Here is a 25,600-nt window from a genome sequence, read left to right on the forward strand (position 1 = left end):
ACCCCTTTCGGGTTTGTGGTCTGGACTGTCTCTTGTCTTTACGACCTGCCCGTACAGTCTCTACACGTTCTCTCAAAGAGAGCTTCGCTCGGGATTGCCACGCTACCAGGGCAGCAGAGGTTTCCCCGAATTTGAGCAGTTCTACCAGGGGGCAGAGCGAACTTACCCCAAGGCAACCCAATCAGTGCCGTCCATCCTCTTGCGAGTTGCAGGATGACACTTGCCAAGTCCGCTGCTCTAACCAAGCATGAGCTAGAGGCCCAGAACCTGCGATTCTACTGCATTTGGCCATATGCGACCAAGGCGCGCTTTTAGCCAGCTTGTTACCCGCGTATCGCCCGTGCCGTCCTGATCGACAAAAAAGCCCGGTCTATCAAAAGGCCGGGCCTTATTCGCCTGACGACAGCGACGACAGGCCGACATCATATACGAAACAACGCGAAACAATGCCGGTCCGGCCACGGCACACGCTTGAAGTGCGTGCGCCGGGCGCGCATCAATTGCCTTCGAGGAACGACTTCAGCTTGTCCGAGCGGCTCGGGTGACGCAGCTTGCGCAGCGCCTTCGCCTCGATCTGGCGGATCCGTTCACGCGTGACGTCGAACTGCTTGCCCACTTCTTCGAGCGTGTGATCGGTGCTCATCTCGATGCCGAAGCGCATGCGCAATACCTTCGCTTCGCGCGGCGTGAGCGAATCGAGCACGTCCTTCACGACGTCGCGCATCGACGCATGCAGCGCGGCGTCCGCAGGCGCGACCGTGTTCGTATCCTCGATGAAGTCGCCCAGATGCGAATCGTCGTCGTCGCCGATCGGCGTTTCCATGGAGATCGGTTCCTTCGCGATCTTCATGATCTTGCGGATCTTGTCCTCGGGCATTTCCATCTTCTCGGCCAGCGTCGCCGGATCCGGCTCGAGACCGGTTTCCTGCAGAATCTGCCGCGAAATGCGGTTCATCTTGTTGATCGTCTCGATCATATGAACCGGAATGCGGATCGTGCGCGCCTGGTCCGCGATCGAGCGCGTAATGGCCTGGCGAATCCACCATGTCGCGTACGTCGAAAACTTGTAGCCGCGGCGATATTCGAACTTGTCCACCGCCTTCATCAGGCCAATGTTGCCTTCCTGGATCAGATCGAGGAACTGCAAGCCGCGATTCGTGTACTTCTTCGCAATCGAGATCACAAGACGCAGGTTGGCCTCGGTCATCTCGCGCTTCGCCTGACGCGCCTTCAGTTCGCCGGCCGCCATCTGGCGGTTGGTTTCCTTCAGGTCCTTCAGCGGCAGCACCACGCGCGCCTGCAGATCGAGCAGACGTTGCTGCTGCTCGCGAATCGCCGGAATATTGCGCGAAAGAATCCCGCTATACGCGTGGCTCTCGGAGACGATCTTGTCGCTCCAGTCGAGGTCCGTTTCGTTGCCGGGGAAGCGCGCGATGAATTCCGAACGCGGCATGCCGCATTTGTCCACGACGGTGTGCAGGATCTGGCGCTCGACCTGGCGCACTTCATCTACTTGCGCACGCAACGTGTCGCACAGACGTTCGACGGTGCGCGCCGTGAAGCGGATCGACATCAGTTCGTTCTGGATCGTTTCCTGCGCCTTGAGGTAGGACTTCGACTTGTAGCCTTCCTTTTCGAACGCACGGCGCATCTTGTCGAACCAATCGCTGATGAGCGCGAATTTTTCGAGCGACGCGCGCTTGAGCGCTTCGAGCTGGGCCGCGTTGGCCGTCGCCTGCGCCGTGCCCTCGTCTTCTTCCTCTTCCTCCTCTTCTTCCTCTTCGGCTTCTTCGTCCTCGCTCTCGATTTCTTCCGCTGCCTGCGCGGAGAAACCGTCCGTGTCCTCGGCGTTCGGATCGATCAGGCCGTCGACGAGTTCGTCCACGCGAATCTCGTCGTTCGCCACGCGCTCGGCCATCGCGAGGATGTCGGCGATCGTGGTCGGGCACGCTGAGATCGCCATGACCATGTGCTTGAGGCCGTCCTCGATGCGCTTGGCAATTTCGATTTCGCCTTCGCGCGTAAGCAGTTCGACCGTACCCATTTCGCGCATGTACATGCGCACAGGATCGGTCGTGCGGCCGAATTCCGAATCGACAGTCGAAAGCGCGACTTCGGCTTCCTCTTCTACTTCGTCATCCGAAGAAGCGTTCGGCGCGTTGTCGTTGAGCAGCAGCGTTTCGGCATCGGGCGCCTGCTCGTACACGGCCACGCCCATGTCGTTGAAGGTGCTGATGATGCCTTCGATCGCCTCGGTTTCCGTGAAGTTGTCCGGCAGGTGATCGTTGATTTCGGCGTACGTAAGGAAGCCGCGTTCCTTGCCCAGCTTGATGAGCGCGCGCAGCTTCGAGCGGCGCTCCTCGAGTTCTTCGACGGTGCCCGGCTGCGACGACGCGAACGCGTCTTTCAGCAGCGCCTTTTCCTTCGCTCGCCGGTCGCGCGCACGGGCCTTTTCGACCTTGCCCGTGGCGGGCGTGCTTTCTTCGCTCTGGCGCGCGTCGTCATCGACGGATACTTCGTTCAGCTTTTTCGTCATGGAGGTGGCCGTACCGGCTTTAGTCTCGACTCGCGGCTGTGGGACAACAGCCTCTTGAACCGTGGATACTGGAGCCTCGCGCTCTACCGAATCGTCCGCGTCGGCAGGCGCTTGCCTTGCACTACTCGAACCGGATCGCTTCGTGGCCGGCGTTGCAGCTTTCGCCGCGCGTGTCGGCGCCGCTCGCACGGCCGAAGCAGACTTGATTTTCTTTGGGGCAGCAGAGTCGGTGCTGGTAGCGGACGTCGTTCTGGCGGAACGAGCGGCACTGGTCTCTGTGACCGTCGTGGACGGCTCCGTCGAGCCCTTGACCGTCGCCTTCTTTTCGCCTGTAGTCTTTGCCATTGCCATTCCGTCCTTGCAGGAAGCTGGGTAACCGCCCGGAAAAAAACAAAAACAAACCGCTGAGAACCTTTTATTATAGCGCGTGGGGCACCAGCCCTTCCGCGCGGTCCTCCTTACAAACCGAGCTGACGTTTCATGTCAGCCCGTGTCTGATTCAGTCTCATCAGTTCCGCCAGTTCTTCAGGCGTATGCCGCGATTGACGCGACAGCACGTCGAGCCGGTCGCAGCACGTATCGTAACGCATCTTGAGGATCGCCGCCATCAGCTCCTCGCCAACCAGCCGCTCCTGCTCGCGCCGCTCCTCCACTACCGCGCCATCTTCTGGATTTTTCATCAGTAAATCCCGGACGTTTTCATCATAGTCCAGAATTTCACGAAAAATCTCTTCAAAGGTCGGAGCATTGACCCCGTTTCGCAAGAGGTCTGAAAGCAGCTGAAATTCCGCCGCATCGCCCAGCGCGCGGGCATGCGTCGTGACTTCCTCGAACAGTTCGCCGTGCCGCGTGAGCGTGATCAGCGCCTGTTCGGCCTCCTCGCCGAGCTGCACCACGATCCGCGGGTGCATCACGAGGTTGCGCAGCGCCTTGCGCTCGATCCCGGTCACGAGATGCCGGTCCTTGCGCGCGGGCGCCCCACGCACCGCCTGGGCGATCCGGGCATCGACCTCGCACAGCGCCGCCACTTCCTCGAACGGCACGTCGAGCCGGTCCGCGAACATATGCATGATCTGCGCGCGCAACGCGTTCGCCGGCAGCGCCTGCAGGAGCGGCTTGGCGTCGAAGAGCGCGCGGGCGCGGCCCTCCGGCTGATCCAGTTCCTTGCCCGTCAGCACCTCGTTCAGCATGAACTGCGACAGCGGCATCGCCCGGTCGACCTGCTCCCTGAACGCCTCGGCGCCGAACTCACGGACGTAGCTGTCCGGGTCGTGCTCCGTGGGCAGGAACAGGAACCGGATGGTGCGGTTGTCCGCGGCATGGGGCAGGCACGCGTCGAGCGCCCGCCGCGCCGCACGGCGGCCCGCCGCATCGCCGTCGAAGCTGAAGATCACCGTATCGGTCTGACGGAGGAGCTTCTGTACGTGGATCGGCGTGCACGCGGTGCCGAGCGTCGCCACGGCGTTCTGGAACCCGAGTTGCGCGAGCGCCACCACGTCCATATACCCTTCGACCACCAGCACATATTGCTGCTCGCGGATCGCAAGACGCGCCTCGAACAGCCCATACAATTCGCTGCCCTTGTTAAATAGTGGCGTTTCCGGCGAATTCAAATACTTGGGTTCGCCGCCGTCCAGCACCCGCCCGCCGAAGCCGATCACCTGGCCCTTGACGTTACGGATCGGAAACATGACCCGGTCGCGGAAGCGGTCGTAGCGGCGCGCCTGTCCCTGGCCGTCCTGCTTTTCGCTGACGATCACGAGCCCCGCTTCGACAAGCGACTCGTCGCGATAGTCGGAAAATGCGGATTCGAGGTTCTGCCAACCGTCGGGGGCGTAACCCAGGCCGAAGCGGGCCGCGATCTCGCCGGTGAGACCGCGTTTTTTCAGGTACTGGATCGCATTCGGGGCGCTGCGCAATTGCTTGCGGTAGTAATCGCACGCAGCCTGCATGACGTCGGACAAAGCGGTCGCCACGGCCCTCGACGGACCCGGCGCGTAGCCGCCCGCCCCGCCTGCGCCAACGCCGCCACGGATCGGCGACGGTTCCTGCGGCACCGTAAGCCCGACCGATTGCGCGAGTTCGTTGACGGCCTCGGGGAACGTGAAACCGGCATGCTCCATCAGGAAGCCGATGGCCGTGCCGTGCGCGCCGCAGCCGAAGCAGTGATAGAACTGCTTCGTTGGGCTAACGGTAAATGAAGGGCTCTTTTCGTTGTGGAACGGGCACAGCCCCATGAAGTTCGCGCCGCCCTTCTTGAGCTGCACGTAACGTCCCACCACGTCGACGATATCGACGCGGTTCAGCAGATCCTGCAAAAACGAATGCGGAATCATCGGGACGGATGTAGTCCGGCTGCGTGTGTGGCGCTAGGAACGTTGCCCGTTGCCGGGCTACACCCCGTTACTTCGCGAGCGCTGCCTTGACCAGCGCGGACACGGCCGTCATGTCGGCGCGGCCGGCGAGCTTCGGCTTGAGTACGCCCATCACCTTGCCCATGTCCTGCGGGCCCGCGGCGCCGGACTGGGCCACGGCGGCCTGCACCTCGGCGGCGATCTCGGCCTCCGAGAGCTGCTCGGGCATGTAGCCGGCAAGCACCTTCAGCTCGGCCGTTTCGTTCTCGACGAGGTCCATGCGGCCCGCCGCCTCGAACTGGCTGATCGAATCCTTGCGTTGCTTGATCATCTTGTCGATGACCGCCGTGATGGCGGCGTCGTCGAGCGTCACGCGCTCGTCGACTTCGCGTTGCTTGATTGCGGCGAGCAGCAGACGAATCGTGGCGAGGCGCCCGGTTTCGCGCGCGCGCATCGCGGCTTTCATGTCGTCGTTGATTCGGTCCTTGAGGCTCATCACTCACCTGAAATACGTTGAGGGTTTCTAATACCTGGGCAAACCCAGACGCTGGGGCTGCATGCCTCGCTCAGCGTGCGCGGGCAAACATCATATCAAATGCAAAAACCCGCCTGGAAACGCTTCCAGGCGGGTCGGCGCAAACGCTTGATGGTGGCGACCACACCAGAGAGGCGGCAACGGCCGCTTTACCCGGCGCCTTACCCGGCGCTCTTTCCAGCGCTTTTTCAATTAACTGGCCGCAGCGGCGCTGCCGACTGGTGGGCAGGACAGGCCTGGCCGCCGTAGCGCCCGGGGTACGAGCCGTGGCGCCGCTAGAATCAGTACAGCTTCTTCGGCAGCATCTGGCTGCGCAGGCGCTTGAAGTGGCGCTTGACCGCCGCCGCCTTCTTCCGCTTGCGTTCGGCCGTCGGCTTCTCGTAAAACTCACGCGCACGAAGCTCGGTCAGAAGACCATTCTTTTCGATCGTGCGCTTGAAGCGGCGCATGGCCACTTCAAAGGGTTCGTTTTCTTTTACGCGGATGGTCGTCATTTTCCAATAACGGATCTGGGCTAAAGAAAACTGAGTATAGCAGAGCGATTTCGCAAATAAAGGAGCGGGTCAAGCCCCGCCGGAGCCCGCCATCGCGAACGCCGAAGCGGCCTCGCCAGCCGCCACGCCCGAAGCCCAGGCCCACTGAAAATTGTAGCCGCCGAGCCAACCCGTCACGTCCACGGCCTCGCCGATGAAATACAGCCCCGGCGTGCGCCGGCTCATCATCGTGGCCGACGAAAGCTCGCGGGTATCGACGCCGCCGCGCGTCACCTCGGCCTTCTTGTAGCCTTCGGTGCCGGTGGGCGTGAGCGTCCATTGCGAGAGACCATCACCGATGCGCCGCAAGGTCTTGTCCGGCAGATCCGCGAGGCGTGCGTCGATCGGCACCTGGTGGGCCTCCAGCCAGGCATGTGCGAGCCGCGCGGGCACCCATTCGGCGAGCAGGTTGCCGATCTGGCGTTTCGTGGCGCTCTTGGCCTCGACCAGCGCCGCCGCGGCATCGTGCTCCGGCAGCAGGTTCACGCGGATCGGCTGCCCCGGCTGCCAGTAGCTCGAAATCTGCAGTACGCCCGGGCCGGACAGCCCGCGATGGGTGAACAGCAGGTCTTCGTCGAATGCGCCGCCCGTCTTGCGCTCGCCGGTCGCCACGTTGACCCCGAGCGACACGCCGGAAAGCGGCACATAGGGCGCCCAGTCCTGCTGCGCGAACGTGAGCGGCACCAGTGCGGGACGCATGTCGACGAGCTTGTGGCCGAACTGCTTCGCGATGCGGTACGCAAAATCGGTCGCGCCGATCGCCGGAATCGACAATCCGCCGGTCGCGATCACGAGCGCGCGTGCGCCAATCGTCCCGTGCGGCGTGCCGAGGGTGAAGCCCGAGCCGTCCGCATGGCTCACCGTTTCGACCGGCAGCGGCCTGCGCCACGCGACGCGCCCGGCGTCGCACTCGGCGCGCAGGACCTCGATGATCGCCTCGCTCGACTGGTCGCAGAACAGCTGGCCCTTGTGCTTTTCGTGCCAGGTCACGCGATGCTGACGCAGCAGCGCGAGAAAATCACGCGGCGTGTAGCGCGCGAGCGCCGAGCGGCAAAAGTGCGGATTGTTCGAGAGATAGTTGGCCGGGCCCGCGTGCAGATTCGTGAAGTTGCAGCGCCCGCCGCCCGAAATGCGGATCTTTTCCGCGAGCCGCGGCGCGTGATCGATCAGCGCCACGCGGCGTCCCTGCTGCCCCGCAACCGCCGCACACATCATGCCGGCCGCGCCTGCGCCGATCACGGCGATGTCGAATGATTCCATGGCGCGCATTCTACCTGCGCGCGGCGGCACGCCGCTGCGCCTGACTCCGGCTCCGGAGCCCGGCAGCCGCCCATCGCCCGCACTGATATACTCCCAAGCTACTTTTACATTTCGAATTCACAACGGTTTTCGGTCGTGGTTTTCTACCCAACCGGCGCCGTTGCACGCCCCACCATGCTCGTTCTTGGCATCGAAAGCTCCTGCGACGAAACCGGCCTCGCGCTCTACGACACCGAGCGCGGCCTGCTCGCACACGCTCTGCATTCCCAGATCGCCATGCACCGCGAGTACGGCGGCGTCGTGCCCGAACTCGCGTCGCGCGACCATATCCGCCGCGCACTGCCGCTGCTCGAAGAGGTGCTCGACAAGAGCGGCGCCACGCGCAGCGACATCGACGCCATCGCCTACACGCAGGGCCCCGGTCTCGCGGGCGCGCTGCTGGTCGGCGCAAGCGTCGCCAATGCGCTCGCGATGGCCTGGGACCTGCCGACCATCGGCATCCATCACCTCGAAGGGCACCTGCTCTCGCCGCTGCTCGTCGATGCGCCACCGCCGTTTCCGTTCGTCGCGTTGCTCGTGTCGGGCGGCCACACGCAACTGATGCGCGTGACCGACGTCGGCGTCTATGAAACACTCGGCGAAACGCTCGACGACGCCGCCGGCGAAGCCTTCGACAAAACCGCCAAGCTGCTCGGACTCGGCTATCCGGGCGGACCGGAAGTGTCGCGGCTCGCCGAATTCGGCGTGCCCGGCGCCATCGAGTTGCCACGGCCGATGCTGCACTCGGGCGACCTCGACTTCAGCTTCAGCGGGCTCAAGACCGCCGTGCTCACCCACGTGAAGCGAATCGGCACGAACATCTGCGAACAGGGCAAGGCCGACATCGCGCTCGGGTTTGTCGATGCGGCCGTCGAGGTGCTGGCCGCGAAGTCCATCGCCGCGCTCAAGCGCACGAAACTCAATCGGCTCGTGGTGGCGGGCGGTGTCGGCGCGAACCGGCAGTTGCGCGAGACGCTGTCGGCAGCGGCGCAAAAGCGCGGCTTCGAAGTGCATTACCCGGATCTGCAGCTGTGCACCGACAACGGCGCAATGATCGCGCTCGCGGGCGCGATGCGGCTCCAACGCTGGCCCGAACAGGCCACGCGCGACTACGCGTTCACGGTCAAGCCTCGCTGGGATCTGTCTTCGCTCGCGCGTTGACTGTCACTGCATCAGCCGCATCGACGGCTTGATGACGTAAAAAAGCCGCCCCGAGAGGCGGCTTTTCATTGCGCCAATTCCAGCAGCACTCACCCCCGCACGCGCTTGTCATGCTCAATAACGGCATACGCGCTGTGATTGTGGATCGACTCGAAGTTCTCGGCCTCCAGCACATACGCGACAATACGGCGATCGTTGTTCAGGCGAACGGCCACGTCGCGCACGAGATCCTCGACGAATTTCGGATTTTCATACGCACGCTCGGTCACGAACTTCTCGTCCGGACGCTTGAGCAGTCCCCACAGCTCGCACGAAGCCTCTTCCTCGGCGATCCGGATCAGGTCTTCCACCGGCAGATCGTCCGCGAGTTCGGCATCGATCGTCACATGCGAGCGCTGGTTGTGCGCACCGTACTGCGAGATTTTTTTCGAGCACGGACACAGGCTCGTCACCGGCACGACCACCTTCAGGAACAGGCGCGCCGCGCCCTCACGCATGTCGCCCACGAGCGTTACTTCGTAGTCCATCAGACTTTCGACGCCCGATACCGGCGCGACCTTCTTCACGAAGTACGGAAACGACACCTCGATACGGCCGGCCTGCGATTCGAGCTTGTCGAGCATCACGGCCAGCATCGTGCGGAACGTCGCGGGTTCGAGCGGCGCCTTGTTGCCTTCAAGTAGCGCAACGAAGCGCGACATGTGCGTGCCCTTCTGGTTCGCAGGCAGATGAACGTCGAGGTTCCACGTGCCGACCGTCGGCTGCACGTCGCCATTGCCGGTCTTCACGAGCAGCGGATGACGAACGGACTTCACGCCCACGCGCTGGATCGGGATCTGGCGGAGATCGACGGAGCTTTGCACGTCCGGCATCAAGAAATCCGTGCTCATTTGGTTCATGTTCTTATCCTTTGGGCTGCACACAACGTAGCGCGCAATGACAAGCGCCGGCAAAAGCCGGCGCAGGCTGGCGGTTCCAGGTCCGAAAACCCGGCCGCCGGTTCATACGGAAAGTGGGCAATCGTGGCAGCCGGTGCCGCCAACGACACCGGGCCGTGCGCCGCGAGGCGCTTACGCGACGCGCATCACCGACTTGCCGGACGCGTTCGTCACGTGATCGAGGAAGCGCTCGCGAATCGACTTCGCAATCCCTGCCGCGTCGAGCCCGGCAAGCGCCAGCAGTTTTGCCGGGTCGCCGTGGTCGATGAAGCGGTCGGGGAGGCCCAATTGTAGTACGGGCTTGATAACCCCGCTGGCGAGCAGGGATTCCACGCAGGCCGAGCCCGCGCCGCCCATGATGCAGCCTTCCTCGACGGTCACGAGGTAGTCGTGGGTTGCCGCCAGCTCGCGCACGAGATCAGCGTCGAGCGGCTTCACGAAGCGCATGTTCGCGACGGTGGCGTCGAGCTCCTCAGCGGCGGCGAGCGACGGCGGCACCATCGTGCCGAACGCGAGGATCGCAATGCGCTTGCCCGCGGCTGCGTTGCTCTCGCGGCGGATTTCGCCCTTGCCGACCGGCAGCGCGGCCATCTGCTTGACGGTTGCGACGCCCGTGCCCGCGCCGCGCGGATAACGCACGGCCGTGGGGCAGTCCTGCTGCAGCCCCGTGTAGAGCATCTGGCGGCACTCGTTTTCGTCCGACGCGCACATGATCATCATGTTCGGGATGCAGCGCATGAACGCGAGATCGTAGGCGCCCGCATGCGTCGCGCCGTCCGCGCCGACGAGGCCCGCGCGGTCGATCGCGAACACGACCGGCAGGTTCTGCAGCGCCACGTCGTGGATCACCTGGTCGTAGGCGCGCTGCAGGAAGGTCGAGTAGATCGCGACGACGGGCTTGAGGCCCTCGGCCGCGAGACCGCCCGCGAACGTCACCGCATGTTGCTCGGCGATGCCGACGTCGTAGTAGCGATCCGGGTAGCGCTTTTCGAACTCGACGAGACCCGAGCCTTCGCGCATCGCCGGCGTGATGCCGACCACGCGCGCATCCAGTTCGGCCGCGTCGCACAGCCATTCGCCGAAGACTTGCGTATAGGTCTTCTTGGAGGGCGTCGCCGACGGCTTGATGCCTTCTGCCGGGTTGAACTTGCCGGGGCCGTGGTAGAGAACCGGATCGGCTTCGGCGAGCTTGTAGCCCTGGCCTTTCTTCGTCACGACGTGCAGGAACTGCGGGCCGCGCAGTTCCTTGATGTTTTGCAGCGTCGGGATCAGCGAATCGAGATCGTGGCCGTCGATCGGCCCGATGTAGTTGAAGCCGAATTCCTCGAACAGCGTGGCCGGCACGATCATGCCCTTCGCGTGCTCTTCGAGCCTGCGCGCGAGGTCGAGCACCGGCGGCGCATGGCGCAGCACGCGCTCCACGCCCGCGCGCGCGGCGGCGTAGAAACGGCCCGACATCAGTCGCGCGAGGTGGCGGTTCAGCGCGCCGACCGGCGGCGAGATCGACATGTCGTTGTCGTTGAGAATGACGAGCAGCGGCACATCGTCCTCGACGCCCGCGTTGTTCATCGCCTCGAAGGCCATGCCGGCCGTCATCGCGCCGTCGCCGATCACGGCGATGCCCAGGTGGTTCTCGCCCTTGAGCTTGCTCGCGATGGCCATGCCGAGCGCCGCCGAAATCGACGTGCTCGAATGCGCGGTGCCGAACGTGTCGTATTCCGACTCGTCGCGGCGCGGGAAACCCGAGATGCCGCCGAACTGACGCAGCGAGTGCATCTGGTCGCGGCGGCCGGTCAGGATCTTGTGCGGGTAGGTCTGATGCCCGACGTCCCAGACGATGCGGTCGCGCGGCGTGTCGAACACGTAATGCAGCGCGATCGTCAGTTCGACCGTACCGAGGTTGGACGACAGGTGGCCGCCCGTTTGCGAGACGCTGTCGAGAACGAAGGCACGCAGTTCATCGGCAAGCGGTTGCAACTGCCGGCGATCGAGGCGGCGCAAATCCGCCGGGTCGTCAATGGTTTTCAGCAAGTCGTACATCGTCGTTCCATGGTAGGAAATCGGTCGCTCCCGCACTTCTGCAGCGCATTACTCCCCTTTCATGCGCGCGGGCGGATTAGCGTAATCAGCTCACCCGGTTGACAACCAGATCAGCCAGTTCGGCGAGGCGCTGCGCGCGTGCGCCGAACGGTTCGAGCGCGGCATGCGCGTCGCTGCGCAATTGCTGCGCGAGCGCACGCGACGCGTCCAGACCGATGATCGACACGTAGGTCGGCTTGCCGTCCTTCGCGTCCTTGCCAGCGGTCTTGCCGAGCGTTGCCGAATCGGCGGTGACGTCGAGAATGTCGTCCACCACCTGGAAAGCGAGGCCCACAGCTGCCGCGTACGCGTCGAGCGCGCGCAGCGTATCGGCGGAAGGCGTTTCGCCCGCCACCGCGCCCATGCGAACCGCCGCGCGCAGCAGCGCGCCCGTCTTCAGCCGATGCATGGTTTCGAGTTCTTCGCGCGAAAGCGCACGGCCGACGCTCGCGAGGTCGATGGCCTGACCGCCCGCCATGCCGATCGAGCCGCTCGCCAGCGCGAGTTCGCGCACGAGCGCAGCCTGGCGCGACGCCGCATCGCGCAGCCCCGGCACGTCCGACGTCAGTGTAATGAAAGCTTGCGATTGCAGCGCGTCGCCAACCAGCAGCGCGGTCGGTTCGTCGTATTTCACGTGGACCGTCGGCTTGCCGCGACGCAAATCATCGTCGTCCATGCACGGCATGTCGTCGTGCACGAGCGAGTAGACGTGGATCATCTCCAGCGCACAGGACGCCGCGTCGAGCGCTTCGGGCGTTGCACCGGTCAGCTCGCCCGCGGCATGGCACAGAAGCGGCCGCACGCGCTTGCCGCCGCCGAGCACCGCGTAACGCATGGCGTCGTGCAAGGTCGCAGGCAGCTCGCTGGCTGCCGGTAAATAGTGTTCGAGCGCGGTTTCGACCCGGTCCAGCACGAGCCGGGTCCATTGTTCGAATGTCATAGATCGTCGTCTCCGCCCTCGGCGGAACTGCCTGTTGTATTGGGGGGCACGGGCCGAAGCGTTTCGCCGTCGAGCACGCGCACCTGTTGTTCAACCTTCTCCAGCTGCTGCTGGCAGAACTTCACCAGCACGGCGCCGCGCCGATAGGCAGCCAGCGATTCCTCGAGACTCAGGCTGCCGCCTTCCATGCGCGCCACGAGCGTATCGAGTTCCGCCAGTGCGGCCTCGTAGCTCTCCGGCTGCATCCCGCCGTCGCCGCCGGCCTGATTCCCGGTGCCGGCACCGCCGCTGTTGGCACTGCTGTTGGCGCCGCCGTTGCCACCGCTGTTACCACTTTCGGCGGCCGCAGCACGCTCCGCTGCACTGTCTCTCGATGCGGATTTAGCCATGGGTCGTCGCAGAATTCAAACAAGGCGGAGATTCTACGCCAAAAGCGTGCCGATAGCCCCGCTCGCAGACGCACAAGACGTCGGCACGTTATATCGGATGCTGACCGAAATTAATCCCTTTGACGAAATTACACCGTTGCTGGCACGCAATTTTGGCAAAAATCAGTGACTTAGCTACCCCACAGAGAGGTAAGCGAGTATAATCCCCCGCTCCCTAAATCGAATCTTCGATGGTTGGGTTGTTCACTGCTTTCACGTCTTCATCGGGAGTGGGAATGTCCAATCTGAGCAAGGCATTGCAGCTGCATTCCATCGACTGCCAGCTGCCAGTCACCGCTTATTTTGACGATGCGCTACTGAAGCGCGAAATCGCAACGCTTTTCCAGAAAGGTCCCCGTTATGTCGGGCACGAACTGATGGTGCCCGAGGCGGGGAATTATTTTGCCCTGCCGAGCGAGAACGAGGGGCGCGTGCTGGTGCGCAACCAGCACGATCAGGTCGAGCTGCTCTCGAACGTTTGCCGTCACCGCCAGGCCATCATGCTGAACGGCCGCGGCACGGCCGACAATATCGTCTGCCCGCTGCACCGCTGGACCTACGACCTCAAGGGCGACCTGCTCGGCGCGCCGCACTTCGCGGACAACCCCTGCCTGAACCTGAGCAGCACGCCGCTGCAGAAATGGAACGGCCTGCTGTTCGAAGCCGCGGGCCGCGACGTGGCGCGCGACCTCGCCCAGCTCGGCCCGGCGCAGCATCTCGACTTCACGGACTTCATGTTCGATCACGTCGAGATCCACGAGTGCAACTACAACTGGAAGACCTTCATCGAGGTCTATCTGGAGGATTACCACGTCGTCCCGTTCCACCCGGGCCTCGGCAATTTCGTGTCGTGCGACGACCTGAAATGGGAATTCGGCGAGTGGTACAGCGTGCAAACCGTGGGCGTGCACAACCGTCTCGACAAGGCCGGCAGCCCGACCTACCGCAAGTGGCACGACGAGGTTCTGCGCTATCGCAACGGCGTGCCGCCGGAGTTCGGCGCGATCTGGATGGTCTACTACCCGAATCTGATGATCGAGTGGTACCCGCACGTGCTCGTCCTGTCGTGGCTGATTCCGCAGGGCACGCAGAAGACGATGAACATCGTCGAGTTCTATTACCCCGAGGAAATCAAGCTCTTCGAGCGCGAGTTCGTCGAGGCGGAACGCGCAGCCTATATGGAAACGGCCATCGAAGACGACGAGATCGCCGAGCGCATGGACGCCGGCCGCCGTGCGCTCCTCGAGCGCGGCGAATCGGAGGTCGGCCCGTACCAGAGCCCGATGGAAGACGGCATGCAGCACTTTCACGCGTTCTTGCGCCGCGAGCTGGGCACCCTCTAGGCACCCCCAGGCATCTTCCAGGCACCCTCCAGGCACGTTCGGAATGCCTCGGCTCGGGTCATGACCGGCCAGAACGAAAGACGGGCTTCGGTCCGTCTTTTTGTTTAGACTGAAGGCATCGGGCCGGCCTTGCCGGCCGCGCATCCATCAGGAGCCGTCGTCATGCCGCACACCCATCACACCACGCTGATCTCCGCCGCCAATCTCCATGAGCGTCTGGCCGCCGCGCCCGGCAGCACACTCGTGTTCGATTGCCGCTTCGACCTCGTCAACCCCGACGTGGGCGAAACCGCCTGGGCGGCCGGTCACATTCCGGGCGCGCAGTATCTGCATCTCGACCGCGATCTGTCCGGCGCGAAGACCGGCAAGAACGGCCGTCATCCGCTGCCCGATCGTGCGGCGCTCGTGAACACGCTCGCGGCCCGGGGCCTCAACGAGGGGCAGCAGGTTGTCGCGTACGACGCGCAAGGCGGCTCTTACGCAGCGCGTCTGTGGTGGCTGCTGCGCTGGCTCGGTCACGACTCGGTCGCCGTGCTCGACGGCGGCCTGCAGGCATGGGAAGCAGCCGGCAATCCGTTATCGACGGACGTGCCGCACGCCGTCAAAGGCAACTTCAAGGCGGGCGCGCCGCTACAGGTGACGATCGACGTGCAGGGCGTCGTGCGCAACCTTTCGACGCACGAACTCGTCGTGCTCGACGCACGCGCAGCCGACCGCTATCGCGGAGAGAACGAAACGGTCGATCCGGTCGGCGGCCATATTCCCGGCGCGCGCAACCGTTTCTTCAAGGACAACCTCACCGCCGATGGCCGTTTCAAGCCCGCGCACACGCTGCGCGAGGACTTTACGGCCGTGCTCGCGGGCAAGACGCCCGAGCATGCCGTGCTGCAATGCGGCTCGGGCGTGACGGCATGCCATAACGCACTCGCGATGGAAATCGCCGGACTGCACGGCGCGGCGCTCTACGCCGGTTCGTGGAGCGAGTGGTGCGCCGACCCGTCGCGTCCGGTCGCGACGGGGCCGAATCCCTGAGCACGCCCAGGTCCCCTTACAACCTTCCAGCGTTTCAACCGCACGGCAGCGGCAAAGCCGCTGCCGAGTGCGGTTTTCAGGAAGGTGCGCCGGTCGAACGGCACGTGCGGAACAAGGGAATCGACATCGGGCTTCAGCATGCAACGCTCCTCGTTCGACGACGGCGCCTGCGGCCTTCAATGCAGCTTCACGCGCGGCAGCGTGGTGCGGCGCAGCCAGTGCGCAAACGTGTCGAGCACCATGCGCGCGTAGCCGTGCAACGCGGCAATGTGCAGACGGTACAGCGACATGTACATGAAACGCGCAAACAGCCCTTCGATCAACATGTTCCCGCCGATCACACCGCCCATCAGATTGCCGACCGCGCTGAAGTGACCGAGCGACACCAGCGAGCCGAAGTCGCGATAGGTGAATTCCGGCAGCGGCTGTCCGTCGAGCAGGTTGCCCAGCGCCCCCAGCAGGAATACGGCCTGCTGATGCGCGGCCTGGGCGCGCGGCGGCACGTTGCGTTCGTTGCCCGGCCACGCGCAGGCGGCGCAGTCTCCGAACGCGAAGATGTTGTCGTCGATTTCGGTCTGCAGCGTGCGGCGCACGCTGAGCTGGCCGAGCTTGTTGACGGGCAGTCCGTCGAGTTGCGCCAGCACCGGCGGCGCAGTGATGCCCGCGGCCCACACCGTGAGGTCCGCGCGCACGGCCTTGCCGCTTGCCGTATGAACGACACCCGGCGCGACCTCGGTGACCCGCTCGGCAAGCAAGAGACGTACGCCGAGTTTCTGCAGCAGATCGGCGGTCGCCGACGACACGCGCTCGGACAGCGCGGGCAAGATGCGCGGCCCCGCTTCGATCAGCACGATGCCGACGTCGTGGCGCGGATCGAGCTTGTGGAGCCCATACGCGGACAGCACCTGCGCCGTGTTGCGCAGTTCGGCGGACAATTCCACGCCGGTTGCACCCGCACCGATGATCGCCACCTGCACGCGCGGCTCGCCGCTCACCGCTGCACCTGCGGGCGCAGGCTCCGGAACCTGATGCTCCGCGCGCATGCACGCCGCGATGAGCCGCTTGCGAAAGCGCTCGGCCTGCGCCACGGTATCGAGCGCGATGGAGTTTTCGGCTGCGCCAGGCACGCCGAAAAAGTGCGTGGTACTTCCAATTGCCAGCACAAGCGTGTCGTAGGCGAGTTCGCGCGGCGGCAGCAGTTCGCCGCCGTCATCGTCCTTCACGGCGCCGAGCATGATGCGCCGCGCCGCACGGTCGAGTCCGATCAACTCGCCCTGCTGGAATTCGAAGCCGTGCCAGCGTGCCTGCGCCGCGTATTCGAGTTCCTGTGTGAACGGGTCCATGCTGCCCGCTGCGACTTCGTGCAGCAGCGGCTTCCAGATATGCGTTGGAAAGCGGTCGACCAGCGTGACGCTCGCCCGCGGCTCGCGGCCGTTGCGCGCCTTGCAGTAGCGGTCGCCCAACCGCGTCGCCAGTTCCAGTCCACCTGCGCCTCCTCCCACAACGATAAAACGATGCATAAACTCTCCGTGCGTGTCGATAAATGCGTACGCGGCACGGCGGCGAGGTGCGCCGGCCGGCCGCTCAATGTCGGCTAACGGAGCGCACGGCAACAAGCCGTGCGCCTGCGCACACGTGCGTGCGCGGGTATTGCATGTTCGTTACGGCAAAGCATTCGCGTGCATCGCGGCTTGAAGCGACGCTTAAAAGCGCGGCACGGCGAGCGTAATCAGTGCGCTTCTTCCCAGTTCGCGCCGACGCCCACTTCGGCGACGAGCGGCACCTTGAGCGTCGCCACCGAACACATCAGTTCGGGCAGACGCTTGCGCACCTCGGCCAGCTCGTCGTCGGGGACTTCGAGCACCAGTTCGTCGTGCACCTGCATGATCATTTTCGTGCGCATGCCGGTTTCGTCGAGCCACTTCTCGACTGCGATCATCGACAGCTTGATGAGGTCTGCCGCCGTGCCCTGCATCGGCGCATTGATCGCGGCGCGCTCCGCAGCCTGGCGGCGCGGGCCATTGCCGCCGTTGATCTCGGGCAGCCACAGGCGCCGGCCGAACACCGTTTCGACATAGCCGCGCGATTTCGCGTCCATGCGCGTCTCGTCCATGTAGCGCGCAACGCCCGGATAGCGCGCGAAATAACGGTCGATATAAAGCTTCGCCGCGTCGCGCGTGATGCCGAGATTCGACGCGAGCCCGAATGCGCTCATGCCGTAAATCAGGCCGAAATTGATGACTTTGGCGATGCGGCGCTGGTCGGCGCTCACTTCGATCGGCGTGACGCCGAACACCTCGGAAGCCGTCGCGCGGTGAATGTCGTCGCCGCGCGCAAATGCGGCGAGCAGCGACGCGTCGCCCGAGATGTGCGCCATGATGCGCAGCTCGATCTGCGAATAGTCGGCGGATACGATCTTGTGCCCCGGCGGCGCGATGAACGCCTCGCGGATGCGCCGCCCTTCGCCCGTGCGAACCGGAATGTTCTGCAGATTCGGATCGTTCGATGCGAGCCGCCCCGTCACCGCCACGGCCTGCGCGTAATTCGTGTGAACCCGGCCCGTTTGCGCGTTGACCATGCGCGGCAGTTTGTCGGTGTACGTGGACTTCAGCTTGGACAGCCCGCGATGTTCAAGCAGCAGCTTCGGCAGCGGATAGTCTTCGGCGAGCTTTTGCAGCACTTCTTCGTCGGTGGACGGCGCACCGCTCGGCGTCTTCTTCACAACCGGCAATTGCAGCTTTTCAAAGAATATCTGGCCGATCTGCTTGGGCGAACCGAGGTTGAATTCGCCGCCCGCGAGCGCGTAGGCTTCCTGTTCGAGTTCGACGAGCCGCACTGCGATTTCGGCGCTCTGCTTGTCGAGCCGCTCCGTATCGATCAGCACGCCGTTGCGCTCCATCTGGCGCAGCACGCGCGAAGTCGGCATCTCGATCTCGCGATACACGTAGTCGAGCCCCGTGTCGGTTCCTTTGTCCTGCGCAATCTGCGGATAAAGCGCGAGATGCAACTGCAGCGTGATATCGGCGTCTTCAGCCGAATACTCCGCAGCTTTATCGAGCGGCACTTCGTCGAAGCCGATCTGCTGCGCACCCTTGCCCGCAACCTCTTCGTATTTGATTGTTTTGATGCCGAGATGGCGCAACGCGAGGCTGTCCATATCGTGACTGCGGTGCGATTCGAGCACGTACGATTCGAGCATCGTGTCGTGCTCGACGCCGTTCAACGCAATGCCGTAGTTCGCGAGCACCTGCTCGTCGTACTTCATGTGCTGGCCGACTTTCTTGTACTGATCGCCTTCGAACCACGGCTTGAGTCGCGCGAGCACGTCGGCGAGCGGCAGTTGCCCGGGCATGTCCGGCCCGCGATGCGCGAGCGGCAAATACGCGGCGTGCCCCGGCTCCGTTGCGAACGACATCCCCACCAGCTTCGCGACCATGGGATCGAGCGCCGTGGTTTCCGTGTCGAACGCGGTAAGGCCGGCCGCCTCGATTTTCTTCAGCCATGCATCGAACTGATCCCACGTCTGGATGGTTTCGTAATGCCGCGGCGCGTCGAGCATCAGCGCGGGCTGCACTTCGGCTTCGCGCGGTTCACGCGCTTCACGCTGGTTCACATTCGCGTTCGCGCTCGCCGCAGCGGGTGCGGCGTCGTTCGCGCGAGCTTCGGTCAATTCGCGCGTCCAGGTCTTGAAACCATGGCGCGTAAAGATGTCGAGCAATTCGTCGCGCGCTTCGGCGCGCGTGGCGAGCGAACCGCCGAGCGACTCGATGTGCTTTGAAAGATCGCACTCGGTCGCCACGGTAACGAGTTGCTTCGCCATCGGCAGAAACGCAAGCGCATCGCGCAGATAACCGCCCACGGCGCCCTTGATTTCGGCTGCATGTTCGACGATGCCGTCGAGCGTGCCGTATTCCGTGAGCCACTTGACCGCCGTCTTCGGGCCGCACTTGTTCACGCCAGGCACGTTGTCGACGGTGTCGCCGATCAGCGAAAGATAATCGACGATGCGCTCGGGCGGCACGCCGAACTTCGCAATCACGCCTTCGCGATCGAGCGTTTCATTCGTCATCGTATTGATGAGCGTGACGCGGTCGGTCACGAGCTGCGCGAGATCCTTGTCGCCGGTCGACACGATCACTTTCATGCCGCGCTTTTCCGCTTCGCGCGCGAGCGTGCCGATCACGTCGTCGGCTTCGACGCCGTCCACCATCAGCAACGGCCAGCCGAGCGCGCGCACGGCCACGTGAATGGGCTCGATTTGCGCAGCGAGCGGCTCGGGCATGGAAGGACGGTTCGCCTTGTAGTCGGCATACCAGTCATCACGAAACGTCTTGCCCTTGGCATCGAACACGCACGCGCTATACTCTGCCGTAACCTCCTTGCGCATACGGCGCAGCATGTTGATGATCCCGTATAGCGCACCCGTCGGTTCGCCGTCAGGACCGCGCAGATCCGGCATCGCATGGTAGGCCCGATAGAGATAGCTAGAACCATCGACCAGCAGCAGGGTCTTTCCTTCCAGTTCAGTTTGTAGCTTGGTTTCCACGCGAAGTTCTTCAGGCATTATGGACAAGAGAAAAGTGATTCCGAGTCTGCGTTCACTCGCAGATCAAGAGCGCGCAACGGCCAAAAAGGCGCGCGCATCGTGGCAGATGTTCACGATTATGGCAGAGTTTATCGAGGCAACCGAGTATCTGTCCGAGATCCGTCCGGCAGTCAGCATCTACGGTTCCGCACGTCTGAAACCGGACTCGGAGTACTACCAGCTCGCGACACAAATTGCGCGAAAAGTGTCCGACGCAGGCTTCGCCGTGATCTCCGGCGGCGGCCCTGGCATCATGGAAGCAGCCAACCAGGGCGCGCACGCGGGCAAGTCGCCTTCCGTTGGCCTGAACATCGAATTGCCGCACGAGCAATCGGGCAATCAATGGCAGGACATCTCGTTGCGATTCCGCCATTTCTTCACGCGCAAAGTTACGTTCGTCAAAAACTCCGATGCGGTGATCGTGATGCCGGGCGGCTTCGGCACGCTTGACGAACTCGCCGAAGTGCTCACGCTGATCCAGACGAAAAAATCGCGGCACGTTCCCATCATTCTGGTGGGCGCGGAGTTCTGGAAAGGCCTGCTTGCCTGGTTCCGTTCGGCGCTCGTGCCGATGGGCCTCATCAATCCTGAAGACATGGATCTGATGCACGTGACCGACGATCCGGACGAAGTGCTCGAAACGGTGCTCAAGTTTTACGAGGACACCGGAGAAGAAGGCGAAGAGAGCGAAAAAGAACGGCGTACGCACACCGATCCCGACGAAGACCGGATGTTCTATCTCTAAGCTTGCGATTCACCGCGACATGGCGCAGAGCCATGCCGCGCGCGCAGCGGGGCAAGCGAGCGCGTGATGCGTGTAGAGGGCTGTAATTTCAGGTCACATTGGAAGATCAGTGACTTAATGAGCGGCTTGGCCGACCCTTATGCGAGGGTATTGCCAAGCCTTGTATCTCAACATGCCCCTCCAGGAGTTCTGCTTGAGCATGCGGTTGCCGCGGAATGATTTAAACGGAGGCTTGAGATCAAAAGTGCCTGCGCGGTAGCGACGCCGCGCAGGCGTTGGACAGACTCACTGCCGCCCGCAAGCACCCGCCAGCAAAAAGATTCCTACTGAAACGCCACCTCAGCAAAGCTGCGCAATTTGCGACTGTGCAGCTTATGCAATCCATTGGTACGCAAGATCTCCATCGCCTTCACGCCGATCTGCAGATGCTGGTCCACCTGAGCGCGATAAAACGAATCGGCCATGCCGGGCAGCTTCAATTCGCCGTGCAGCGGTTTATCGGAGACGCACAACAACGTGCCGTACGGCACGCGAAAGCGAAATCCATTCGCCGCGATCGTCGCACTTTCCATGTCGAGCGCAATCGCACGGCTCTGCGAAAGACGCAGCACCGGTTCGCGGTGATCGCGCAATTCCCAGTTGCGGTTATCGACGCTCGCCACCGTGCCCGTGCGCATCACGCGCTTGAGTTCAGGGCCGTCGAGCTGCGTGACCTGGGCCACCGCGCGCTCCAGCGCCACCTGCACTTCCGCGAGCGCGGGAATCGGCACCCACAGCGGCAGATCCGCATCTAGCACATGATCCTCGCGCACGTAGCCGTGCGCGAGCACGTAGTCGCCAAGCCGCTGCGTGTTGCGCAGCCCCGCGCAGTGGCCGAGCATGATCCAGGCGTGCGGGCGCAGCACCGCGATGTGATCGGTGATCGTCTTCGCGTTCGACGGCCCCACGCCGATGTTGATCATCGTGATGCCGCTGCCATCCGCGCGCTTGAGGTGATACGCCGGCATCTGCGGCAGGCGCACGGCAGGCATGCCCTCGTGTTCCTGTTCGCCGAGATTGGCGTTGTACGTCACCACGTCGCCGGGCTCCACGAACGACGTGTATTCGCTGCGATAGCTGCACAGATCGGCGTCGTCGGTGCGTGCCATCATCGCGCGCCCGAGCTTCACGAATTCGTCGATGTAAAACTGGTAATTCGTGTAGAGCACGTAATTCTGGCAATGCGTGGGCGACGTCGCCGTGTAGTGCTTCAGCCGATGCAGCGAAAAATCCACGCGCGGCGCCGTGAAGAGCGCAAGCGGATGCGGCTCGCCCGGCCCCGGTTCGAAGGTGCCGTTGACGATCCGGTCGTCGAGCTGCGCGAGGTCGGGTGTATCGAACACGTCGCGCATGGCCACGAGGTGCTCGCGATCGAGTTCGCCTTCGAGGTGGATGCCCTCGGCAAACGCAAAGTGAATGGGAATCGGCTGATCCGACACGCCCACGTCGATCGACACACGATGGTTCTTCGTCAGCAACCGCAGTTGTTCGCGATAGTAGTCGCCGAACAGGTCCGGCCGCGTGATCGTCGTTTCAAAGATGCCCGGGCCCGCCACGAAACCGTACGAACGGCGCGAATCGACATGGGTGTTCACTTCAGTGCGAACGCGCACGAACGGATAGCACGCGCGCACGCGGCGCTCCAGCACTTCGCCGCGGCGGTAGCGCGCGAACGCATCGCGCAGAAACGACGTGTTCGCCTCATAGATCGTCGAGAGCCGTGCCACCGCATCGGCAGCGTCCTCGTAAGACCCCGTCGGGAAATCGTATGCGGGCAACATCAGCGGCCGCAGATTGGTATCGTTGTTCATCGTCATTCGCCTCCAATCGGTCGGACCACCTTACCACGGAACCCGGGCATTCTTGCTGTGCCCCTCGCGGCAACGTCAGGCTGGCCGGCGCGGTACGGCGTTGGTCACCCCCCCGGATCGACCCGCGGCCGACGCCGGAGTCGCCGTGGGTCGCGGCGGCGGGATTTGCTAGAATCGAGCTATCAAACCGGAGAAACACCGATCATCATGAAGTCGCTCCTTCTCATCGCTGCTGCGGCGACACTCGCGTTCAGCGGGTTCGCCATGGCCGCGCCCGCCGACGACGCGAAAACCGCCGTCGAGGCCCAGTCCGCCAACGAGCGGGCGGGTCTGCCGAACCTCGCCGCGATCAACCGGCCGGCTGCCGAGGTCACCTCGAAGGTCGACGTCAACGTTCCGCGCCGGCCGAGCTTCCACGAAGTGAGTCCCACCGGCACCGAAATCACCGAATATCGCGACAAGGGCAAGCCCGTCGAAATCAACGTGCACTCGAACTTCGGCACGCGCTACACGATGAGCGCGCCCGCCGACACGTCGCCGCAGGTGCGCCCGAACGGCACGCCCAGCACGCGGCTGCCGTCGATCAACCTGCGCTACTGATCCGCAACGCCGTCTGCGCGCGCCCGGCGCAGGCAGACGGCGCGCATTTCGCCGCGCTGCGGATTCGCTGCGCACTCAAACTGTGATGTCTGGCCGCGAGTTCGAGGCATGAATTCGAACCACGAATTCGAGCCACAAGCGCGCGGTGCGGGCTGGATGCCATGTAGCGCCGGCAGACCAGCCCGAATTCTGCCGAAAGCCCGATAAAACACCGGCCGCACCCGCGTAGGCCGGCCGCCCGACCACGCAACCAACACATTTCTCGCATGGCCGTCTTCACCGCTGTCACCGAAACCCAGCTTGCCCAATGGCTGCGCGACTACGATCTCGGCGACGTGGTCGAATTGCGCGGCATCCAGTCCGGCATCGAAAACAGTAATTTCTTCCTGACGACGACGCGCGGCGAGTACGTCCTGACGATCTTCGAAAAGCTGTCCGCGGACCAGTTGCCGTTCTACCTCGACCTGATGCGCCACCTGGCGTCGCACCGCGTCCCGGTGCCAGACCCCATGCCGCGCACCGACGGCGCCCTCTTCGGCCCGCTGCAGGGCAAGCCCGCGGCAATCGTGACGAAGCTGGAAGGCGCGCCCGAACTCGCGCCGGGTGTGGAACATTGCGTCGAAGTGGGCCAGATGCTCGCGCGCATGCACCTCGCCGGGCGCGATTTCAAAGGCGATCAGCCGAATCTGCGCAGCCTGGAATGGTGGGAAGAGACCGTGCCGACGGTGCTGCCGTTCCTCGACGAAGCGCAGCGCGACCTGCTCACGAGCGAGCTTGCGCATCAACAGGCGTTCTTCGCCTCGGCGGACTATGCGCAGATGCCGGGCGGCCCGTGCCACTGCGATCTTTTCCGCGACAACGTGCTGTTCGCGCACGCGCATCCGGCGCCGGGCCACGAAGTGCGACTCGGCGGCTTCTTCGATTTCTATTTTGCGGGCTGCGACAAGTGGCTGTTCGACGTGGCCGTCACGGTGAACGACTGGTGCGTGGATCTCGCGACGGGCCAGCTGGATCGCGCGCGCGCCGAGGCGCTGCTGCGCGCCTACCAGACGGTGCGCCCGTTCACGGCGGCCGAAGTCCGCCACTGGAGCGACATGCTGCGCGCAGGTGCGTACCGCTTCTGGGTGTCGCGCCTGTATGATTTCTACCTGCCGCGCTCGGCGGAGCTGCTCAAGCCGCACGATCCCGGCCACTTCGAACGCATCCTGCGCGAGCGCCGCGCGAACGATGCCGCCGACGCCCTTCACGCAGAACAAGGCTCATGCAACTGATCGAAGTTCCCGCGAAAACGGGCTATGTCTGGTTCCGCCAGGGTATCTGGCTGTTCCGCCGCAACCCGCTCGCGTTCCTCACGCTGTTTTTCACCTATCTGCTGGGGATGACGCTCATCTCCGCGATCCCGGTGGTGGGCGGCGTGCTGCCGCTCGTCCTCGTGCCGGGCGTGGCGGTCGGCTTCATGGCGGCCTGCCGCGACACGATCGCGGGCAAGCCGTTCTTTCCGACGATTCTCGTCGACGGCTTCCGCGCCTACGGCACGACGGTCACGAAGCGCCTCTTCGCGCTCGGCGGCGTCTACGTGGTGGCGATGCTGCTCGTGCTCGCGGCGTCGGCGCTCGTGGACGGCGGCACGCTGCTGCAGTTGATGACCGTCGGCGGTTCGACGGGCAGCGATTCGTTCGAGAACAGCGGTGCGCCGCTCGCACTGCTCGCATCACTGGTGATCTACGTGCCGGTGGCGATGATGTTCTGGTTCGCGCCCGTGCTGACGGCATGGCACGACGTGCCGCCCGTCAAAGCGATGTTCTTCAGCGTGGTGAGCTGCTGGCGCAACAAGGGCGCCTTCGTCGTGTACGGGGCGTTGTGGATGGCGGTGTCGATCGGCATTTCGGTGGGGCTTTCGCTGCTGCTGAGTGCACTCGGTGCGAGCGAATACGGCGTCGCCCTGCTGATGCCCGCGCTCATCGTCCTGTTGACGATGATGTATTGCTCGTTTTACGCGACCTATCGCGGCTGCTTCGGCGTACAGGAAACGGAAAACACGGAAAACGCGTGAAAAGAAAAACCACATGGCCTTACGGTTATGTGGTTTCAGCCAATCTTTTGTGATGCTTCACTCGCGGTCGGCACGCTGGAATCAGCGCTGCCCCATCCAGGCCGGATGACGCACCGTCTTCTCGCGATCGATTTCGCGCAAGCGAAACTCGAGATCGTAGATATCGATCGCTTCAGCAAGGTAGGCCTCTTCGCGCGCCTTTTGCATAGCGTCGGCAGAGTTCGTGAGGAAGAGGAAAAGACGGCTCAGCAGATACATGATTCAGCTCCGTTTCGAAAAGACATTCGCTGACAGTGGATGAAGTGATTATAGGGTAAACCCTAATCATCTTCACGGGCTGTAGCCGAATGTCGCATCGAGTCGGGTGGCGCCAAGAATCGCTAACGCCACCTGGACATCAACCTATGGACGCCATATCCTGGCGACATGGCAGGACGAAAAATCAGTAACGAATTGTGGGCGGCGCGAGAACCATGGATTCCCGTATTCGAACTATCTCTTGCTGCTGTCGAAGCGGTCCTGCCGCGCCGATTCTGGTATCGGCCGCCACTTGCTGCGTCGTAATGTCGCTCAACTGGTTTGCCAAGCG

Annotated in this window: 20 protein-coding genes and 1 pseudogene; 7 read left to right on the forward strand and 14 right to left on the reverse strand. The window is 63.6% G+C overall.

Translation table 11 applies throughout. The features are described from left to right. Positions 1–496 precede the first annotated feature (496 nt). From rpoD to EPN59_RS13510, 5 genes are all read right to left on the reverse strand, one after another. Positions 497–2,881: an RNA polymerase sigma factor RpoD gene (gene rpoD / locus EPN59_RS13490; RefSeq protein WP_293046170.1), complete on the reverse strand. Its 2,385-nt coding sequence runs from the start codon at positions 2,879–2,881 to the stop codon at positions 497–499. 113 nt (positions 2,882–2,994) lie between these two features. Then, entirely contained in the window at positions 2,995–4,872 is a 1,878-nt protein-coding gene (gene dnaG, locus EPN59_RS13495) for a DNA primase (protein ID WP_293034384.1), read from the reverse strand. A 67-nt stretch (positions 4,873–4,939) separates the two neighbouring features. Continuing rightward, a complete protein-coding gene (locus EPN59_RS13500; RefSeq protein WP_293034383.1) occupies positions 4,940–5,386 on the reverse strand; it encodes a GatB/YqeY domain-containing protein in 447 nt (148 codons plus the stop codon). A gap of 320 nt (positions 5,387–5,706) precedes the next feature. After that, positions 5,707–5,919, reverse strand: coding sequence for a 30S ribosomal protein S21 (gene rpsU / locus EPN59_RS13505; RefSeq protein WP_013434742.1), 213 nt, complete (start codon positions 5,917–5,919; stop codon positions 5,707–5,709). A 69-nt stretch (positions 5,920–5,988) separates the two neighbouring features. Then, the gene (locus EPN59_RS13510) at positions 5,989–7,218 is read right to left on the reverse strand and encodes an NAD(P)/FAD-dependent oxidoreductase (protein ID WP_293034382.1); all 1,230 of its coding nucleotides are present in this window, start codon (positions 7,216–7,218) and stop codon (positions 5,989–5,991) included. Between the two features lie 174 nt (positions 7,219–7,392). Here EPN59_RS13510 and tsaD point away from each other — a divergent pair, with 174 nt between their 5' ends. Next, the gene (gene tsaD / locus EPN59_RS13515; RefSeq protein WP_293034402.1) at positions 7,393–8,418 is read left to right on the forward strand and encodes a tRNA (adenosine(37)-N6)-threonylcarbamoyltransferase complex transferase subunit TsaD; all 1,026 of its coding nucleotides are present in this window, start codon (positions 7,393–7,395) and stop codon (positions 8,416–8,418) included. 89 nt (positions 8,419–8,507) lie between these two features. Here tsaD and folE2 read toward each other — a convergent pair whose 3' ends face one another. The 4 genes from folE2 to EPN59_RS13535 all read right to left on the reverse strand — a co-directional run bounded on the left by folE2 (position 8,508) and on the right by EPN59_RS13535 (position 12,620). Beyond that, positions 8,508–9,317: a GTP cyclohydrolase FolE2 gene (gene folE2 / locus EPN59_RS13520; protein WP_293034381.1), complete on the reverse strand. Its 810-nt coding sequence runs from the start codon at positions 9,315–9,317 to the stop codon at positions 8,508–8,510. A 171-nt stretch (positions 9,318–9,488) separates the two neighbouring features. Then, complete coding sequence (gene dxs / locus EPN59_RS13525; RefSeq protein WP_293034401.1) at positions 9,489–11,396, reverse strand: 1-deoxy-D-xylulose-5-phosphate synthase; 1,908 nt, start codon at positions 11,394–11,396, stop codon at positions 9,489–9,491. 85 nt (positions 11,397–11,481) lie between these two features. Beyond that, a complete protein-coding gene (locus tag EPN59_RS13530) occupies positions 11,482–12,375 on the reverse strand; it encodes a farnesyl diphosphate synthase (RefSeq protein WP_293046173.1) in 894 nt (297 codons plus the stop codon). Next, positions 12,372–12,620: an exodeoxyribonuclease VII small subunit gene (locus tag EPN59_RS13535; RefSeq protein ID WP_293037980.1), complete on the reverse strand. Its 249-nt coding sequence runs from the start codon at positions 12,618–12,620 to the stop codon at positions 12,372–12,374. Before EPN59_RS13535 ends, EPN59_RS13530 begins: the two co-directional genes overlap by 4 nt. Positions 12,621–13,039: 419 nt before the next feature. Between EPN59_RS13535 and EPN59_RS13540 the strand changes: the two genes are divergently transcribed. Next, positions 13,040–14,146, forward strand: a complete 1,107-nt coding sequence (locus EPN59_RS13540) for an aromatic ring-hydroxylating dioxygenase subunit alpha (protein WP_293037916.1) — start codon at positions 13,040–13,042, stop codon at positions 14,144–14,146. A gap of 162 nt (positions 14,147–14,308) precedes the next feature. Then, on the forward strand, positions 14,309–15,178 hold the full coding sequence (locus tag EPN59_RS13545) for a sulfurtransferase (protein ID WP_293037919.1): 870 nt from the start codon (positions 14,309–14,311) through the stop codon (positions 15,176–15,178). A 41-nt stretch (positions 15,179–15,219) separates the two neighbouring features. Here the strand turns inward: EPN59_RS13545 and EPN59_RS13550 are convergent. The 3 genes and pseudogenes from EPN59_RS13550 to polA all read right to left on the reverse strand — a co-directional run. Beyond that, positions 15,220–15,318: pseudogene (locus EPN59_RS13550) on the reverse strand (twin-arginine translocation signal domain-containing protein); the annotation flags it as partial. 36 nt (positions 15,319–15,354) lie between these two features. Then, positions 15,355–16,698, reverse strand: coding sequence for an NAD(P)/FAD-dependent oxidoreductase (locus tag EPN59_RS13555; protein ID WP_293037922.1), 1,344 nt, complete (start codon positions 16,696–16,698; stop codon positions 15,355–15,357). Positions 16,699–16,907: 209 nt separating this feature from the next. Continuing rightward, complete coding sequence (gene polA / locus EPN59_RS13560; protein ID WP_363928562.1) at positions 16,908–19,742, reverse strand: DNA polymerase I; 2,835 nt, start codon at positions 19,740–19,742, stop codon at positions 16,908–16,910. A 1-nt stretch (position 19,743) separates the two neighbouring features. Here polA and EPN59_RS13565 point away from each other — a divergent pair, with 1 nt between their 5' ends. Beyond that, the gene (locus EPN59_RS13565; RefSeq protein ID WP_293037925.1) at positions 19,744–20,508 is read left to right on the forward strand and encodes a TIGR00730 family Rossman fold protein; all 765 of its coding nucleotides are present in this window, start codon (positions 19,744–19,746) and stop codon (positions 20,506–20,508) included. Positions 20,509–20,831: 323 nt separating this feature from the next. On the opposite strand, the gene EPN59_RS13570 is transcribed toward EPN59_RS13565, so the two are convergent. Further along, the gene (locus tag EPN59_RS13570; protein WP_293037928.1) at positions 20,832–22,358 is read right to left on the reverse strand and encodes an AMP nucleosidase; all 1,527 of its coding nucleotides are present in this window, start codon (positions 22,356–22,358) and stop codon (positions 20,832–20,834) included. Positions 22,359–22,565: 207 nt separating this feature from the next. On the opposite strand from EPN59_RS13570, the gene EPN59_RS13575 reads away from it, so the two are divergent. The 3 genes from EPN59_RS13575 to EPN59_RS13585 all read left to right on the forward strand — a co-directional run bounded on the left by EPN59_RS13575 (position 22,566) and on the right by EPN59_RS13585 (position 25,011). Next, positions 22,566–22,958 carry a hypothetical protein gene (locus EPN59_RS13575; protein ID WP_293037930.1) on the forward strand — a complete coding sequence of 131 codons (393 nt, stop codon included), beginning with the start codon at positions 22,566–22,568 and terminating at the stop codon, positions 22,956–22,958. A gap of 266 nt (positions 22,959–23,224) precedes the next feature. Next, positions 23,225–24,229, forward strand: coding sequence for a homoserine kinase (locus EPN59_RS13580; protein ID WP_293037933.1), 1,005 nt, complete (start codon positions 23,225–23,227; stop codon positions 24,227–24,229). Next, positions 24,220–25,011: a BPSS1780 family membrane protein gene (locus EPN59_RS13585; RefSeq protein ID WP_293037936.1), complete on the forward strand. Its 792-nt coding sequence runs from the start codon at positions 24,220–24,222 to the stop codon at positions 25,009–25,011. Before EPN59_RS13580 ends, EPN59_RS13585 begins: the two co-directional genes overlap by 10 nt. Before the next feature lie 81 nt (positions 25,012–25,092). Here EPN59_RS13585 and EPN59_RS13590 read toward each other — a convergent pair whose 3' ends face one another. After that, positions 25,093–25,269, reverse strand: a complete 177-nt coding sequence (locus EPN59_RS13590; RefSeq protein ID WP_293037938.1) for a DUF3563 family protein — start codon at positions 25,267–25,269, stop codon at positions 25,093–25,095. Positions 25,270–25,600 lie beyond the last annotated feature (331 nt).

It is taken from the genome of Paraburkholderia sp., from assembly GCF_004298475.1.
GTDB lineage: Bacteria > Pseudomonadota > Gammaproteobacteria > Burkholderiales > Burkholderiaceae > Paraburkholderia > Paraburkholderia denitrificans.

Excerpts from the sequence above, each read along its gene's own strand:
- rpoD (WP_293046170.1), bottom strand. The coding sequence starts at position 2,881 with ATGGCAAAGACTACAGGCGAAAAGAAGGCGACGGTCAAGGGCTCGACG.
- dnaG (WP_293034384.1), bottom strand. The coding sequence starts at position 4,872 with ATGATTCCGCATTCGTTTTTGCAGGATCTGCTGAACCGCGTCGATATC.
- EPN59_RS13500 (WP_293034383.1), bottom strand. The coding sequence starts at position 5,386 with ATGAGCCTCAAGGACCGAATCAACGACGACATGAAAGCCGCGATGCGC.
- rpsU (WP_013434742.1), bottom strand. The coding sequence starts at position 5,919 with ATGACGACCATCCGCGTAAAAGAAAACGAACCCTTTGAAGTGGCCATG.
- EPN59_RS13510 (WP_293034382.1), bottom strand. The coding sequence starts at position 7,218 with ATGGAATCATTCGACATCGCCGTGATCGGCGCAGGCGCGGCCGGCATG.
- tsaD (WP_293034402.1), top strand. The coding sequence starts at position 7,393 with ATGCTCGTTCTTGGCATCGAAAGCTCCTGCGACGAAACCGGCCTCGCG.
- folE2 (WP_293034381.1), bottom strand. The coding sequence starts at position 9,317 with ATGAACCAAATGAGCACGGATTTCTTGATGCCGGACGTGCAAAGCTCC.
- dxs (WP_293034401.1), bottom strand. The coding sequence starts at position 11,396 with ATGTACGACTTGCTGAAAACCATTGACGACCCGGCGGATTTGCGCCGC.
- EPN59_RS13530 (WP_293046173.1), bottom strand. The coding sequence starts at position 12,375 with ATGACATTCGAACAATGGACCCGGCTCGTGCTGGACCGGGTCGAAACC.
- EPN59_RS13535 (WP_293037980.1), bottom strand. The coding sequence starts at position 12,620 with ATGCAGCCGGAGAGCTACGAGGCCGCACTGGCGGAACTCGATACGCTC.
- EPN59_RS13540 (WP_293037916.1), top strand. The coding sequence starts at position 13,040 with ATGTCCAATCTGAGCAAGGCATTGCAGCTGCATTCCATCGACTGCCAG.
- EPN59_RS13545 (WP_293037919.1), top strand. The coding sequence starts at position 14,309 with ATGCCGCACACCCATCACACCACGCTGATCTCCGCCGCCAATCTCCAT.
- EPN59_RS13555 (WP_293037922.1), bottom strand. The coding sequence starts at position 16,698 with ATGCATCGTTTTATCGTTGTGGGAGGAGGCGCAGGTGGACTGGAACTG.
- polA (WP_363928562.1), bottom strand. The coding sequence starts at position 19,742 with ATGCCTGAAGAACTTCGCGTGGAAACCAAGCTACAAACTGAACTGGAA.
- EPN59_RS13565 (WP_293037925.1), top strand. The coding sequence starts at position 19,744 with ATGGACAAGAGAAAAGTGATTCCGAGTCTGCGTTCACTCGCAGATCAA.
- EPN59_RS13570 (WP_293037928.1), bottom strand. The coding sequence starts at position 22,358 with ATGAACAACGATACCAATCTGCGGCCGCTGATGTTGCCCGCATACGAT.
- EPN59_RS13575 (WP_293037930.1), top strand. The coding sequence starts at position 22,566 with ATGAAGTCGCTCCTTCTCATCGCTGCTGCGGCGACACTCGCGTTCAGC.
- EPN59_RS13580 (WP_293037933.1), top strand. The coding sequence starts at position 23,225 with ATGGCCGTCTTCACCGCTGTCACCGAAACCCAGCTTGCCCAATGGCTG.
- EPN59_RS13585 (WP_293037936.1), top strand. The coding sequence starts at position 24,220 with ATGCAACTGATCGAAGTTCCCGCGAAAACGGGCTATGTCTGGTTCCGC.
- EPN59_RS13590 (WP_293037938.1), bottom strand. The coding sequence starts at position 25,269 with ATGTATCTGCTGAGCCGTCTTTTCCTCTTCCTCACGAACTCTGCCGAC.